This is a genomic window from Janthinobacterium sp. FW305-128 (assembly GCF_020858135.1).
Classification (GTDB): domain Bacteria; phylum Pseudomonadota; class Gammaproteobacteria; order Burkholderiales; family Burkholderiaceae_D; genus Janthinobacterium.
Map to the genome: position 1 here is coordinate 1 of NZ_JACYMK010000002.1, position 15,492 is coordinate 15,492.

The window sequence follows — 15,492 nt, forward strand, 5'->3', positions numbered from 1 at the left end:
CAAGATTTTGACAGCGGTCGATACCGTTCGCAATACCACGAACGGCATGAGGGGAATAATACAAGGTCGGATTAGCGTGGCGAAGCCGCGCGTAATCCGACGGTATTGTTGGCGATGGCTGTTGCTGTGGTGTTGTCGGGTTACGCGCTATGCGCTAACCCGACCTACCCCGACCTACGCCGATGGTGCCTTGTTACGCATGGCCTGATCCAGCAGGGTCAAGGCCAGCCGTACGCTGTCGTCCGGCAGTTCCAGCAAGTTGTCGCCCACATACCACTCCACCACGCTGTGCCCGGGCAGGGCCGCGTGGCTGGCGCGGCCGAACAGCCAGATGCCGTGGTCTTCGGCCACCTGGTTGCGGATGGCGATGGCCCGCTCGCGGGAAACGGGCAGGTGCAGGTGCAGCATGTTCGCTTGCGGCTGGGCGGGATTGACGGCGATCGATGGAAAATCGCGCAGCAGCGCGTACAGCCACTGCGTGCGCGCAAAATAGCGGGGCATGGCGGCGAGGCGCGCGTCGAACTGCATGGCGGCGGCCACCACGTAGGGCGTGCGGTGCACGATGTTCCCGCCCTGGCGGTGGAACCACGCGCGCGCCCGTTCGACAAAACTGCGGCTGCCGGCCAGCATGGCGCCGCCGAGGCCGCCGATGCCCTTGTACAGCGACACGTAGACGGAATCAAAACCGTCGCAGATGGCGGGCAGGGACTGGCCAAAACCGGCTTGCGCTTCCCACAGGCGCGCGCCATCCATGTGCAGGTGGATATTGCGTTCGCGGCAGTGCCGCTTGATGTCTTTCAAGGCATCCCACGACGGACACTGGCCGCCGATTTCGCGCATCGGCAGTTCGAGCTGCGCGGCACCCAGCGCATCGGGCACGGCGCGCAGGTCGTCCACCGTCCACGGGCGGTGCGGGTCGCCGATCGTCAAGCCCTTGAAGTGGTCGAGCAATTCATGGTTGCCCCGTTCGTGGCGCAGAATGTGCGAGGTCGGGTGCAGCGCGACGAGGCGCGAGCCCCGGTCCTGGCAGGCCAGGCGCAGGGCCGTGACTTGCGTCATGGTGCCCGTGATGCAGAACACGGCCGCCTCGAAACCGAGCAGGCTGGCGATCTTGTTCTCGAACTGTTCGATCAGCGCGCCTTCGCCATAGGTATCGTGTGCAACATCGTTGGCATCGCACCAGGCGGCCATGGCGGCGAAGGTGGCCGCTGGCGTCGGCTGGCGGTGGCCCGGCAGGATGGTATGGCAGCGCTGGCGCAGTTCAAGCTCGTTCACGGTGTTTTCCTTACAGGGTGGCCGTGGCCAGTTTTGCGCCAAAGCCGATGAACATGGCGCCCACACCGCCGCCCATGCCGGCCGACAGGCGGCGACGGCGGCGGAAGGTCTCGGCCAGCCGCGCGCCGACAAAGATGATGGCCGTCAGGTAGGTAAAGCTGATCACCTGGCAGATCAGGCCCAGGCCGATGAAGGACAGCACGGGCTTTGCAAAGGCCGGGTCGACGAACTGGATGAAAAACGAGATGAAGAACAAAATCGCTTTCGGGTTCATCAGGCTGATGATCAGCGCCTTGCGGAACGGGTCGCTTTCCTTGACGGGGGGCGGCACGGCTGCCGCTTCGCCTTCAGCGGGAGCGGGCGCGCGCAGCTTGCGCCAGCAGCCTATCAGCATCTGCAGGCCGATCCAGCCCAGGTAGGCCGCGCCGATGTATTTCACCACGTAGAACAGGGCCGGGCTGGCTTTCAGCAGCGAAGCGACGCCGCAGGCCGACAGCACCATCAGAATCAGGTCGCCGGCGAAGATGCCGAAGGCGCCCTGGTAGGCGGGCCGCACGCCGCGCTGGGCGGCCACGGACAGCACGTACATGGAGTTGGGACCGGGCAGGATGACGATGAAGATGGTCCCCAGTAAAAAGGTCCAGAAATCGGTGATGCCCAGGTTGGCGTGGAAAAGTGCGTTCATGATTATTCCGCTGGATTGAGCTGTACGTGATGGAATTGCAGTGCGGCAAGATTTGCATAGATACCTCCAAGCGCCACCAGCGACGCATGCGTGCCCGTCTCGACGATCCTGCCGTCTTCCATGACGATGATGCGGTCGGCCCGCTGCACGGTGGCCAGGCGGTGCGCGATGATGACGGTGGTGCGGCCCACCATGGCCGCTTCCAGCGCCTTTTGCACCAGGCGTTCCGATTCCGCGTCGAGCGCGCTGGTCGCTTCGTCGAGCAGCAGCAGCGGCGGGTTTTTCAGCAGGGCGCGGGCGATGGCGATGCGCTGGCGCTGGCCGCCGGACAGGCGCACGCCCCGTTCACCGAGGAAGGATTTGTAGCCGTTCGGCAGGCGCTCGATGAATTCGTGGGCGGCCGCCATCTTCGCGGCGGCGATGACTTCCTCGTCGCTGGCGCCGGCGCGGCCGTAGCGGATGTTTTCCATGGCGTCGGCCGAGAAAATCACGGTATCCTGCGGCACGATGCCGATGGCGTCGCGCAGGGTGTGCAGGTCGAGCTGCTTGATGTCGACGCCATCGAGGCGGATGCTGCCGCTTTGCGGGTCATAGAAGCGCAGGAACAGCTGGAACAGCGTGGTCTTGCCGGCGCCCGACGGGCCGACGACGGCCACCGTTTCGCCGGCGCGGATGTCGAGGCTGACGTGGTTCAGGGCGTGGGTGTCGGGGCGCGACGGATACGAGAACATGACGTCGTCCAGCGACAGCGAAGCGCCGTTCGCGGCGCGCGCGGGCAGCGGCAGCGGCGTGGCAGGCGACTCGATTTCCGATTTGACGGCCATCAGTTCCAGCAGGCGCTCGGTGGCGCCGGCGGCGCGCTGCGCTTCGCCCATGACTTCGGACAGGGCGCCGATGGCGCCGGCCACGATGGAGGCGTACAGGATGAACTGGCCCAGGTCGCCGCCCGTCATCGCGCCTTCCAGCACGGCGCGCGCGCCCAGCCACAGGACGAACACGATGGTGCCGAAGACCAGCAAAATCGCGATCATGGTCAAGAGGGCGCGGGCGCGGATGCGGCGCATGGCCGTCATGAAGGCACCTTCGACGGAGTCGCCGAAGCGTTTCGATTCGATTTTCTCGTGCGTAAACGCCTGCACGGTGGGCATGGCGTTGAGGATTTCGCCGGCCATGGCCGACGCGTCGGCGATGCGGTCCTGCGAATCGCGCGACAGCTTGCGCACACGGCGGCCAAACACGATGATGGGCACGACGACGAGGATCAAGAGGCCGATGATGATGCCCGCCAGCTTGGCGCTGGTGACGAACAGCATCACCAGACCGCCCAGGAACAGCAGCACATTGCGCAGCGCCATCGAGATGCTGGTGCCGACGACGGCCTGGATCAGGGTCGTGTCGGTGGTGATGCGCGACAGGACTTCGCCCGTCTGCGTGGTTTCAAAGAATTCCGGGCTTTGCGTGACGACGTGGCGGTACACGGCGCTGCGGATGTCGGCCGTGACGCGCTCGCCCAGCCACGACACCGTATAAAAGCGCGCCGCCGTGGCCAAGGCCAGGATGGACGCCACGCCGAACAGGGCGAGGAAGACCAGGTCGACGTGCTGGATGCTTTTCGAGCCGGCCGCGCCGCCGAAACCCAGGTCGATCATCTGCTTGAAGGCGGCGGGAATGGCCAGGGTCGAGGCGGCGGCCACCACCAGCGCGATTCCGGCCAGGAAGAACTGCTTGCGGTACGGCGTCAGAAAGGGCATCAAGCCCTTGAAGGCGGCCAGGCTGCCTTTTTTCAGTTCGCGGCTGCTGCCGGTGTCGGGAGTCGGTGCGGTACTTGCGGCGGTTGCGGCGGTTGCTTTGCTGGTGCTGCCTGTTTCTGTGCTGGTTGTCATTGTTTTTCGCTTTGATTTACTTTTTTGCTTGTCCGGGGTCAGACCCGATGGGTCTGACCCCGGCATTTTATGCATTGCTTACAACTTCATCGGCTGGACATAGCCCGTCATTTCCAGGTAGGCGCGGCCGACCGGCTGGCCGTCGCGCTCCACCGTCACGGCGCCTTCCCAGTACACGGCCCCCGTCGAGCGGCGTGAATCGAGCTCCTGGTCGGCCTGCAGGGGCTTGATCTGCCAGCGCGTGGCACCCGTGCGGATCTCGGTGGCGACCGGGTATTCGGCCTGCGTGCGGGGCGAGCGCCACAGCTGCGTGGGCGTGAAATCGACGTCGCCGGGCGCGTACTGCGTCATCTTACCGGACGCATCGCGCCATGTCGCGTGCGCCCATAGTTTAGCACCTGTCTTGCTGCGGATCTGGAAGGCCATCAGGGCGCCGCCGTCAGCGAGGTTGGCGCCTATCCAGTTCCAGCCGCTGGCGTCCGCATCAAGCACCTGGCTCGACCACTCGTGATCGAGCCAGGTGGCGCCCGTCACCGCTTCCGGCTTGCCGCCCGCGCGGGCGATCGTGCCCGTGGTACGCAACTGCGGCTCGCTGTAGTAATAACTCGATTGCGCGGGCTGCGCGCCCTTGCGCGAATAGCCGCCAACGCCTTGCAGCAGCACGGGCTGCGTGGGCGCGAGGGTCAGCTGCAAGCTGAAGTCGCGCGCGGCCAGGCTGACCTTGTAGCTGCCGTCCGCTTGCCGCTGCATGCGCCAGTCGTCGAGTTTGACGTCCGTGTCGCCGACCTTGGCGTAGGCCAGGCCAAAACCCTCGCGCGCGCTTTTCTCGTCGTGCAGCAGCTTGCCCACTTTCGGGTCGGACAGGGCCGCATGGCCGATGATCAGCTGTTTCGGCGCGAAGGCGCTGGGGTTGTCCGCGTCGGCGGCCGTGGCGCTGCGAAAGAAGGTCACCTGGTAGCCCAGTTGCTCGCCGCCGGCGGTCTTGACCCAGCCAGTGGCATACCACCATTCCGTTTTATAGGCGGGATGGGCGCCGAAATCGTGCGGCATGCGCAGGGTCTGGCCGGCCGGCAGCGGCGTGACGGGGGCGAAGGCGGGCGGCGCGGCGATGGCGGCGGCGCTGCAAAACAACAATAAACAAGTCAAACGGCGCATTACCAGTCCTCCCTGACGGCGCGGATGGGGCCAGCGGACAGCGCCTGGCGCCCCGCGATGAGGGCGGTGAGGGCGGCGGCCGTCAGCAGGGCGCCGGCCACGGTGGCGATCAAGGACCACGGCAGGTGCAGCTGCATGGTCCAGTGGAACGATTGCGGGTTGACGATGAAGACCAGCACAAAGCTGATCAACAGGCCCAACACAAAGCCGGTGGCGATGCCCAGCGCCGTTAGCGCGCCGCCCTCGAGCGCCAGGATGGACAGGATCTGGCCGCGCGTCACGCCCACGTGGCGCAGCATGCCGAATTCGCGCGCGCGCGCCAGGGTCTGCGCCGAGAACGTGGCGGCCACGCCGAACAGGCCGATGACGATGGCGATGGCTTCCAATAAATACGTGACGGCGAAGCTGCGGTCAAATATCTGCAGGCTCAGGGCGCGGATGGCCGACGGGTTCGACACTTCGAGGCTGGCGCCGAAGGGTAGGGCCTTGAGCTTTTCCTGCAACTGCTCGCCCGTGGTATTTTTGGCCAGCCACAGGGCCGCATCGCTGACGTCCATATCGCCCGTCAGGGCGCGGTAGTCGTCCAGCGGCATCTGGATGGCGCCGGACGAGCGCGCATAGTCGCGCCAGATGCCGGCGACGAAGAACTTGTGCCGGCCGCCCGCCAGCGGCAGCGCGATCTGCTGGCCAGGCTTGACGTTGTACAGGTCGGCCGCCGCTTCGGACAGCCACACGGGCCGGCTGCCTGCCGGCACGGGCAGGGTGTCGCCCACCAGTACCATGCTCTTGCCAGGGTCCCGCAAGTTGATGGGGCGCGCCAGCAGCATGACGTTCGGGCGGTCCGGCGCCAGCGACAGCGAGCGCAGGCGTTGGAAATCCACCCTGGCCACGCCGGGCAGGGCGGTGATGCTCGCCTGTTCGCGCGGGTTCAGGCCCGCCGTGCCGCCGCTGGCCGCCGGGCGCGTGTACACGTCGGCCGGCAGGATCTGCAGCAGCCAGTCGTCGACGGAAACGCGGAAACTCGACACCATGATCGCCATCGCCACCATCAGGCTAAAGCTCGACAGCACGCCGCCGAGCGCAATGCCGGCCTGGCCCGAGGCGTTCGCCAGGCGCGCCACGGTCAGGCTGCGCACGGGCGCATGCTTGCTCGTTTCCGTGCGCAGCCAGGCGGCTTGCAGGGCGCGGAAGACGACGGCCGCCAGCTGCGGCATCAGGGCGATGGCGCCGATCAGCAGCAGGGCGATGGACAGGTAGCCGAACAGGGGCAGCTCGAACACGGGCGGCAGGAACGTCAAGGCGCCGGCCAGCAGCAGACACGCCAGCGCTGGCCAGGTCTTGGCCAGGCGCGTCGTCACGACTTCTTCGCTGCCCGATTTCAGGGCGATGGCGGGGGCCGCGCGCGCCGCTTCCAGCGCGGGCGCGGCGCAGCCCAGCAAGGCCACGCCGAGGCCCAGCGCGAAATACACGAAAGCGGCGACGGGCGTGAATTGCACCTGCGGCTGCACGCCCGCGAAATAGCCGGCGCCCAGGTCGCCGCCGAAGAAGCGCAGGGCGACAGCGGCCATGGCGTAGCCGCCGGCGATGCCCAGCGCCGCGCCGACCACGCCCAGGCTGGCGCCTTCCAGCAGCACCTGGCGCAGCAATGGCCTGCGCTCCATGCCCAGCACGCGCAGCAGCGCGAACTGGCCGCGGCGGCGGATGACGGACAGGGCCTGCGTGGAAAACACGAGGAACGCGCCCGTAAACAGGGCGACCAGGGCCAGCACCGTCAGGTTGACGCGGTAGGCGCGGCTCAGGTTATTGTTGCGGCTATTCTGGTTTTCATCATTTGGCTGGCCTACCTGGAAACGCCCCGGGTACTGCGCTTCCAGCGCGCGCGCGAGATCCGCCTGGAAGGCGTCGCGGTTGACGCCCTGGCGCAGTTTCAAGTCGATGCGCGACAGCTTGCCCAGCTTGTTGAAGCGCCATTGCGCCGCACCGATATCCATCACGGCGATGCGCTGGCCGGCGCGCGCGCGCTGTAGCGAACCGGCCACGCGCAGGGACACCGTGCCCGTGCCCGATTGCAGCGCGACTTGACCGCCTTCGGCGACGTCGAGCCAGCGCAAGGCGGCAGGCGATAAAAAGAGGGCGTCGTCGGCCAGGGTGTCGAAAGGCTGGCCTTCGGCCGGCGCGCCGATCAGGTCGGGCGAGATGAAGCCGGCGCGGAAGACGTCGAGCGCCAGGATGTGCAGCGGGCCGCCGTCCTTCTTGCCGTTCACGCCGGCTTGCAGTTCCAGCACGGGCGAGGCAACGGCCACGCCGTCGCGCTGCGCCAGCCACGGGTAGACGGCTTCGTCGAACAGCGCTTCGCGTCCGGCCACTTGCACGTCGGCCTGACCGGACAGGCTTTTGACGGCCGTGGAAAATTCATTGAAGGCGGCCGCGTTGATCAAATGGATGGCAAAGCCCAGCGACACGCCGATGGCGATGGCGAGGATGGCGACGAAGGCACGCACGGGATGCGCGCGCCATTCGCCCAGCAGCAGCCAGCGCGACAACAGGCGCATACCTGCGGGATTGGCCGCCGGCGCACTCAATTCAGACATTCAACGGCCAGGCGCTCGCCGGCGCGCCGCGCTTTCAGTTGCGCCGCATTGCGGGTTTTATCGCCCGCGCCGACGGCGTCCTGCGCCGCCCATTTTTGTTCCAGCCGTAGCTGGGCGCAATGCTTCTCGTGCATTTCCTTCTGTTTGGCGGCCCGTTCGCGCGCCTGGTCTTCCAGGTTTTCGCGCTTCTTGCGCGCCGCTTCCATCTGGCTGGCCACCCGTTCCTGACGCGTGGCCGCGCCCTTGTCGACGGCGGGCGGAGGCGAGGGAACTTCCAGGATCTGCAGCTGGCCGCCCGTGCAGGGCGTGGCGCTATAGCTGGTCTGGCCATCCTGCACGCATTTGTAGACGTCCTGCGCGCTGGCGGAACCGGCCAGCAAGGTCATGGCGCAGAGCAGGAGGGACGATGGCTTCACAATATCTTCCCCGGATTCATGATGTTTTGCGGGTCCAGCGCCTGCTTCACGGCGCGCATCAGCTGCAGTTCCAGCGGCGACTTGTAGTGCGCCAGATCCGCCTTTTTCAGTGCGCCGATGCCGTGCTCGGCCGATATCGAGCCGCCAAAGCCGTGGACCTGGTCGTGCACGATGCGGTTGATGACATCCTGGTTGGCCAGGAAATCCCGGTCCGTCATGCCGGCTGGCGGCGCCACGTTGTAATGCAGGTTGCCGTCGCCCAGGTGGCCGAAGCATACGAGCTGGCAGCCGGGGAAGGCTGACGCAAGGGCCGCATCCGTGACGGCGATGAAGTCGGCGATGCGGGAAATCGGCAGCGAGATATCGTGTTTGATGTTCTTGCCCGCCTGCGCCTGCGCCAGCGGAATATGTTCGCGCAGCTGCCACAGGCCTTCGGACTGCGCCACGGAACTGGCGACGACGGCGTCTTCGATCAACTCGTCTTCCAGGGCCGCGCCGATGCTCGCTTCGAGCAATTCCACAGCATGCGCCTCGGACTGGCTGCTGGACAGTTCCAGCAACACATATTGCCCATGCGACTGCCCATGCGCGTCGGCGAACGGGCGCGGCAGCTGGGGGAACTGCTCGGCCACCAGCTGCAAACAGTATTGCGACATCAGTTCAAAGCCCGTCAGGCTGGCGCCGCAATGGTCCTGCATCAGGCTTAACAAGCGCAGGGCGTGGGCGGGCGAGGGCATGGCGGCCAGCGCCGTGATGCAGGCCTTCGGCTGCGGGTACAGTTTCATGACCGCGCCCGTGATCACGCCCAGGGTGCCTTCGGCGCCGATGTACAGGTCGCGCAAATCGTAGCCCGTATTATCCTTGCGCAGGCCGCGCAAGCCGCTCCAGATCTCGCCCTGCGGCGTGACTACTTCCAGGCCCAGGCACAGCTCGCGCGTGTTCCCGTAGCGCAGCACCGCCGTGCCGCCCGCGTTGGTGGCCAAATTCCCCCCGATGGTGCAACTGCCTTCGGCCGCCAGCGACAGGGGGAATAGGCAGCCGGCGGCGCTGGCCGCTTCCTGGATGGTTTGCAGGATGCAGCCCGCATCGACCGTGATGGTGCGGTTGACGGGGTCGAGCGCGCGGATGGCGTTCAGGCGCGCCAGCGACAGCACGACGGCCGTGCCGGCGGCGTCGGGAATGCTGCCCAGCACCAGGCCCGTATTGCCCCCCTGCGGCACGACGGGCACCTGCCATTGCGCGCAGGCGCGCAGGATTGCGGCCACCTGCTCCACGGTGGCGGGGCGCAGCACGGCCAGGGCCTTGCCCGTAAAACGGTCGCGCCAGTCGGTGAGGAAGGGCGCCATGTCGGCGTCCAGGGTGAGTACATAGGCGTCGCCCAGCAGGTCGCGGCAGGCGGCGAGGAAATCGGTTTGACCAGTCATTTCTTGATGCTCACTTTATTCACTTTTTCCAGAAGCTCTTTGGCCATGCGCTTGGCCGCCTTTTTATACGGGCGCAGATACAGCACGGCGCAGACAAAATAGACGCAGACGATGGCCGCCTCGCCCCAGGCCATCAGGGCCGAGGTGGGGTTCGTGTCGCTGTAGCCGCGTACCACGCCTTCCGTAAAGTACAGCAGGATCACCATCGACGACCATTGCAGGGTGTAGACGTCGCGCTTGATGACGCCATACAGGGGAATGAGCAGGGGCGCCGCCTTCAGCACGACCCAGGAGCCGCCCGGCTGCAGGGGCGCGACGACGGTTTCCCACAGCAGACACCAGACGATCAGGGTGACGAGGCTGGCGATGGCGCCCCAGTGAAAATACTTGTGCAGTGTGCCGTGCATCATGCGCCTGCCAGTTTCGCGGCGTTTTCCGCCAGGCGCCGGCCCAGCGCGACGGCCAGCCGTTTTTCATCGTCGCTCAAGGCCTTGTCGCTGTCTATGCCCGACCAGTGCGTGGCGCCATACGGCGAGCCGCCCGTGGAGGTGGTCATCAGTTCCGGGTGCGTGTAGGGCAAGCCCATGACCAGCATGCCGTGATGGAAGAGGGGGATCATCATCGACAGCAGGGTCGATTCCTGGCCGCCGTGCAGGCTGCCCGTGGACGTGAACACGCAGGCGGGCTTGCCGGACAGGCTGCCGGCCAGCCAGTCGCTGGCCGTGCCATCCCAGAAGTACTTCATGGCGGCGGCCATGTTGCCGAAGCGCGTGGGCGAGCCCAGGGCCAGGCCCGCGCATTCCTGCAGGTCGTCCAGTTCCACGTAGGGCGCGCCGTCCAGCGGCACCTCGGGCGCCGTCGCTTCCGTTACGGTGGAGACGGCGGGCACGGTGCGCAGGCGCGCATCGCAGCCAGGCACGCTTTCCACTCCCTGGGCTATCAGCTCGGCCAACTGGCGCGTGGCGCCATGGCGTGAATAAAACAATACGAGAATAATCAGATTGGTAGGCTTCATCATTGGTATTATAGGGCGCTTTACAGCCTGATACGACTGCTGTCATGGCGCCGTTCTGATTTTGCACATGTTTTCAAAATATATATTCCCGTTCTTCCAATACCTGTGGCGCACCCTGAGCATGGGGCTGGACGTCGTGCGCGGCCTGACGTGGTCAGAAGCGCGCGACCTGCTGCAGTTCGCGCGCCGCCGCGTGCGCGAGGAAAGCCTGCCGCAAGTGGCCGGCAGCCTGACGTTCGCCACCGTGTTCGCGCTGGTGCCGCTGCTCACGCTGGCCCTGGCCATCTTCACCACCTTCCCCCTGTTTAATACCTTCCGCCACGCGCTGGAAGACTATTTCGTGCAAAGCGTGATGCCCAAGGGCATCTCGAACACCATCCTCGACTACCTGACGACGTTTGCCTCGAAGGCGACGCGATTGTCGGCCATCGGCGCGGGCGCCCTGATCGTCACCTCGGTAGGCATGATGGGCTTGATCGAGCGCGTCTTCAACCGCATCTGGCGCGTGCGCCAGGAGCGCCGCTGGACCAAGCGTTTGCTCGTCTACTGGGCCATCGTCACCCTGGGGCCGCTGCTGGTGGGCGTGTCGCTGACGGTGACGTCGCGCCTCTTCATGGCCACCAGCGGCGTGGTGGGCGCCGTGCCGTTCATCGGCGCCGTGTTTTACACGCTGGTGTCGATCGGCCTGACCATGCTGGCGTTTACCTTGCTGTACATCGCCGTGCCGAACCGCGACGTGGACTGGCGCGACGCGGCCTGGGGCGGCTTGCTGGCGGCGCTGGCGTTCGAGGTGGCCAAGCGCGGTTTCGGCGAATTCATCCAGGAATTTCCCACGTATTCGCGCATCTATGGCGCGCTGGCCGCCTTGCCGCTGTTCCTCGTGTGGATATACCTGAGCTGGATGATCACCCTGGTGGGCGCCTTGCTGGTGGCCGCCTTGCCCGTCGTGAAATACGAGCGCTGGTGGTACGAGGCGGCACCGGGCAGCGAATTCGTCGATGCCGTCGCCATCCTGAAAGTGCTGCACGAGGCGTGCCACTGCGCCGATTCGGCCCTGGTGGGCGCGGCCGAGATCCGCCGCAGCACGCGCCTGGGCTTCGAAGAGATGGAAACCCTGCTCGACAAGATGGTGCAGCAGGGCTGGGTGGGAAGAGTCAACGTGGACGGCGCCGTGCGGGTACAGTGGGGCAAGCGCGTGGCCGACAGTTCCGACCACTGGGTCTTGCTGGGCAACGTCAACCGCATCAGCCTGGCCGACGTCTACCGCCTGTTCGTCTTCGGCGGCATGCGCGTGAACTCCGGCTATCCGGCCGGTTCCACCAACGAGCGCGACATCAAGGCGGCGGAAGAAGCGGCCGCGCTGGCGGCGCAGGTGGAAAACGCCGTGGAGCAGGGACTGGGCCTGAGCCTGGCGCAGCATTTCGGGGAAGTGCGCTGCAATTGACGGGCCCGGCGGTGCGCTTCCTGCCGGCATCCGCCGCGCGCGCTAGGGACGCATGTCATAAACTGGTCACCGAAGGCCGGTAAGCTTTCCTCTCCATTCATCTTGTAGAGGAAGCAAATATGCGTTGTCATTTGAGCGGTTTGAATTTGTGCCGCGGCTTGGCCATCGTGATGGTGAGCGGCATGCTGGCCGCCTGCGGCGGCAGTTCCTCTGCGGCTCCCGACGCGGTGCCCAAGGAGGGGGAAGGGCTGCCGCACCAGCTGGTCGGCTGGGCAGCGTTGCCTGACACGGCGCGCTGGCCGGCGCCGGTTTCCGGACAGTTCACGGCCGTGGCGCTTGGCGTCAGCCCGCCGTTTGCCAATGGCGTGCCGATTCCCGGCTTCTCCGCTCTGCTGAGGAATGACGACGGCAGCTGGACTGCCATGGCCGACAATGGCTACGGCGCCAAGGGCAATTCGGCCGATTTCGTGCTCGGCCTGTATAACGCCAGCATCAACTTCCGCACGGACGCAGACGCCAGCAAGACGCCGGGCAGCATCAAGATCAACAGTTTCCTCGCCTTCAACGACGCCAGGGGTTTCTTAAACGACGGCAAGGGCATCGACCTGAAAATCACGGCCGACTATGTCAACTACCCAAGCAACACCTCCGGCGGGCTGGTCTTTTCCGACAGCGGTATCGCCGTCGATGCGCGCATTCGCGCGGGCCGCCTGCTGACCGGTTTTGACTTCGACATTGAATCGCTCGCGCGCGCCGCCGATGGCACCTGGTTCGTGGGCGAGGAGTTCGGCCCGTATATCCTGCACTTCGACAAAAACGGCACGCTCATGGGCGATCCCGTTCCCCATCCCTTCCTGCGCAGCCCGGCCAATCCGGAAGTGCTGGGCAAGGGCGCCAGCATCACCCTGTCAGGCAGTCGCGGCTTCGAAAGCCTGGCCTATAACGCCGACCGCAGCCTGCTCTACGCGGTGCCGGAAGCGGCGCCAAGCGACCCGTCGCTGCGGCCCGTTGCCGCGGATGAGCGCTACCTGAACATCTTCGAGTTCGACCCCGCCGCCATGCGCTATACGGGCAAGAACCTCGTGTACCGCAAGGATGGCGCGGCCAAGGATAATGGCGTCGTGATCGGCGACATGACCAATGTCGGCGGCAGCAAGTTCGTGCTCATCGAGCGCGACGGCTTCTGGGGCGCCAAGGCCGTGATCAAGCGCCTGTACCTGGTCGACCTGAAGGAGAAAGATGCTGATGGCGCCCTCAAGAAAACGCTGCTGGTGGACTTGCTGAATATCTCCGACCCCAAAGGCATCGGCGGGCAGGCGAGCAATATGCCCGTGGGTAAGTTCAGCATGCCTTTCGACTCGGTGGAGAGCGTTGAAGTCCTCGATGCCCACACGCTAGTTGTGGCAATTGACACGAACTACCCCGGTGAAGACGGCCGCAAGCCAGGCAAGCCGGACGATACCGAAGTCATTACCCTGCGTTTTGACAAGGCGCTGTTCGATCGTTCCGTCAAGTAAAGATGCACCCGGCCAGCAACGGCGTTCCATGTTGCCGGCCGGGTGCGATATCAGCAGACGGGCTGGCAAGCCGTCACAGCAGCACGGGCCGCAGGGCCGCCTGCAGTGCCGCCTTGCTGAACGCGGCCGCATCCTGCGTGCGTACCACGCCCAGATAATACGTATCTTCGCCGCCGTGCAGGTTCACCAGGCGCAGCTGATGCGGCGCCAGGTGGGTGGCGATGGCGGCCAGGCCTTCGGCCATCGCGTCGCCATCCTCGCGCTGCGCCCACGAAAAATCGCGCAGCGCGGGCAGGCCGATGTGCTGGGCGATGCGTGGCACTTCATCGACCGATTTCCAGTCCAGGGTGGTGCCGTGGCCCAGCGCATCGGCGGCGGTGGACCAGAGCAGGAAGAAACACGCCGCTTCGGGCGTCTCGCCTTCGTATTCCTCTTCCGGGTCGTCTTCCGTCAGTTCTTCCAGGGTGATGTCCACGCAGCGTGCGGCCAGTGCAGCATCGCCCAGCAAGAGCAGCGCGGCCATGCTGCGCAACTGCTCGCGGTCGGCCTTGGCCAGGATCTGCGCCGGCGTGAAGCTGCGGCGCTTGGCGGGTTTTTTCTTGCCCAGGCCGATGGACTCGCTCAATTGCGCCGTGATGGCCGCCTTGAAGTTCTCCACGGTGTCGAACTGCTCCAGCAGCTGGCCCGTGAAATCCATGCTCCAGGCCATGCCATCGTTGACCACATATAAAAAGTCGCTTTGCACGGCCACGCCGCGCAAGTGGTGGGCGGGCGGATATAGCGGCGTAAACGCCTGCTTGCCATCGGGCGTCAGCATGCAGGCCAGGCCTTGCGCATCGATGGCGAAGATCAGATTCTTGCGCAGCTTGGGCGGCGACGACGTGGTGGCGCTATCGATGGCTTCGTACTGGCAGGGCGCCAGCAGCTCGCCCTGGCTATTGACCAGGCCAAACAGGAAGCGCCCGCCGATGCGCTGGCTGACGATGGCGATTTTCTTCTTCGTGCCGAAATCCTGCACGGAGCTGTAGGAGGCCGGCACCACCACCTTGCCCGTGGTGTCGACCACGCCGTGCACATTGCGCTCGTCGTCATCGCCCGTCTGGCGTTCGATGTCGATCAAGCCATCGTCGCGCTGGCAGATGTTGTCCACCCCGTCCATCAGCAGCGCGCCGTCGGGCAGGCGCAGCAGGCTGCTGGCGCCGTCCGGCGCGATTCTCTGTACCAGATGGGGGCTGATGACGTACAGGGCGCCGGGGGATGGCGGCAGCACCACCGTGCCGTTGAGGTCCAGCACGCCGTGTGCATCGGAGGTGTCCGCCGTGGCAAAGGTGATCCAGCCATCGTCCGCGTAGTAAACGCCCAGGTCGACATAGCGCTGCGACAGCGGCACGATCCAGCGGCCATAGGGCGTGACCAGGCCGGCGACGTCCGGTTCAGCGGCGTCGCTGACTGCATAGCACAGCGCGTCTTCCTCCCATCCCGCCACTTCCAGACCTTGCAGGAACGGTACATCTTCCGCATCGAGTTCCTCGACATCGGCCAGTTGCGCGCTGGCGGACGCCGACCAGTAGCCGGTCGCAGGCGATGCGGAACCAGCGGCCAGCAGCGGCGCCAACGCGTCCCGGTCGCCGCGCTGCAGGGCAGAGTGCAGGGCATGCGCCTCGGCGCGCAGGGCCTCGAGCGCGGCCGCGTACTCCGGCGTGCCGATATCGTGCGCGATCAGCTGCACGCAATCGAGGATCAGCCACGCCTGGCCGCTGGCCAGCAGGCTGCTGATGGCGCTGCGCGCGACGATGGCGGCCGCGTCGCGCGGCCGGTCCATCAGCGTTGATAATGCTTGCCAGCTGGCCTGCGCCTGCGCCATCGGCGCGGCCAGCACGCAGGGGCAGTCTTCGCCATCGCCGTAGATGGGCCAGGCGACGGCTTGCGTGCCGGCGCCGATGAGCAGCTTGAACAGCACGGGTACGTCCAGCCGCCATTCAGCCAGGCCCGTGATCGTCTCGATGTCGAAGCCGGCCTGGCCGGGTAAAAATGCGGTGCCGAACAGGGCTGCGGTATTGATCATTGATATTTATCTAAAAGTAAAC

12 protein-coding genes are annotated in these 15,492 nt (G+C 65.8%); 2 read left to right on the forward strand and 10 right to left on the reverse strand.

Annotated elements, in window-relative coordinates; genetic code table 11:
* Positions 1 to 174 precede the first annotated feature (174 nt).
* The 9 genes from IGS60_RS04730 to wrbA all read right to left on the reverse strand — a co-directional run bounded on the left by IGS60_RS04730 (position 175) and on the right by wrbA (position 10,444).
* The gene (locus IGS60_RS04730) at positions 175 to 1,275 is read right to left on the reverse strand and encodes a beta-eliminating lyase-related protein (protein WP_230502714.1); all 1,101 of its coding nucleotides are present in this window, start codon (positions 1,273 to 1,275) and stop codon (positions 175 to 177) included.
* A gap of 10 nt (positions 1,276 to 1,285) precedes the next feature.
* A complete protein-coding gene (gene leuE / locus IGS60_RS04735; RefSeq protein ID WP_070224441.1) occupies positions 1,286 to 1,960 on the reverse strand; it encodes a leucine efflux protein LeuE in 675 nt (224 codons plus the stop codon).
* Between the two features lie 2 nt (positions 1,961 to 1,962).
* Positions 1,963 to 3,843, reverse strand: coding sequence for an ABC transporter transmembrane domain-containing protein (locus tag IGS60_RS04740; protein ID WP_230502716.1), 1,881 nt, complete (start codon positions 3,841 to 3,843; stop codon positions 1,963 to 1,965).
* Between the two features lie 78 nt (positions 3,844 to 3,921).
* Positions 3,922 to 4,998 (reverse strand): carotenoid 1,2-hydratase, encoded by a 1,077-nt coding sequence (locus tag IGS60_RS04745; protein WP_230502718.1) that lies wholly within the window; start codon positions 4,996 to 4,998, stop codon positions 3,922 to 3,924.
* Positions 4,998 to 7,589: an FtsX-like permease family protein gene (locus tag IGS60_RS04750; protein WP_230502720.1), complete on the reverse strand. Its 2,592-nt coding sequence runs from the start codon at positions 7,587 to 7,589 to the stop codon at positions 4,998 to 5,000. The genes IGS60_RS04745 and IGS60_RS04750 overlap by 1 nt, the downstream gene beginning before the upstream one ends.
* Positions 7,577 to 8,005, reverse strand: a complete 429-nt coding sequence (locus IGS60_RS04755; protein WP_083293704.1) for a DUF4124 domain-containing protein — start codon at positions 8,003 to 8,005, stop codon at positions 7,577 to 7,579. Before IGS60_RS04755 ends, IGS60_RS04750 begins: the two co-directional genes overlap by 13 nt.
* Entirely contained in the window at positions 8,002 to 9,429 is a 1,428-nt protein-coding gene (locus IGS60_RS04760) for an FAD-binding oxidoreductase (RefSeq protein WP_230502722.1), read from the reverse strand. Before IGS60_RS04760 ends, IGS60_RS04755 begins: the two co-directional genes overlap by 4 nt.
* A complete protein-coding gene (locus IGS60_RS04765; protein WP_070224481.1) occupies positions 9,426 to 9,836 on the reverse strand; it encodes a DUF2069 domain-containing protein in 411 nt (136 codons plus the stop codon). Before IGS60_RS04765 ends, IGS60_RS04760 begins: the two co-directional genes overlap by 4 nt.
* Positions 9,836 to 10,444: an NAD(P)H:quinone oxidoreductase gene (gene wrbA / locus IGS60_RS04770; protein WP_230503475.1), complete on the reverse strand. Its 609-nt coding sequence runs from the start codon at positions 10,442 to 10,444 to the stop codon at positions 9,836 to 9,838. The genes IGS60_RS04765 and wrbA overlap by 1 nt, the downstream gene beginning before the upstream one ends.
* A 67-nt stretch (positions 10,445 to 10,511) precedes the next feature.
* On the opposite strand from wrbA, the gene IGS60_RS04775 reads away from it, so the two are divergent.
* Both IGS60_RS04775 and IGS60_RS04780 read left to right on the forward strand, forming a co-directional pair.
* On the forward strand, positions 10,512 to 11,888 hold the full coding sequence (locus tag IGS60_RS04775; protein WP_230502723.1) for a YihY family inner membrane protein: 1,377 nt from the start codon (positions 10,512 to 10,514) through the stop codon (positions 11,886 to 11,888).
* 119 nt (positions 11,889 to 12,007) lie between these two features.
* Positions 12,008 to 13,405, forward strand: coding sequence for an esterase-like activity of phytase family protein (locus IGS60_RS04780; RefSeq protein WP_230502725.1), 1,398 nt, complete (start codon positions 12,008 to 12,010; stop codon positions 13,403 to 13,405).
* 73 nt (positions 13,406 to 13,478) lie between these two features.
* Here IGS60_RS04780 and IGS60_RS04785 read toward each other — a convergent pair whose 3' ends face one another.
* Positions 13,479 to 15,470, reverse strand: a complete 1,992-nt coding sequence (locus tag IGS60_RS04785) for a WG repeat-containing protein (RefSeq protein WP_230502727.1) — start codon at positions 15,468 to 15,470, stop codon at positions 13,479 to 13,481.
* Positions 15,471 to 15,492: the final 22 nt, after the last annotated feature.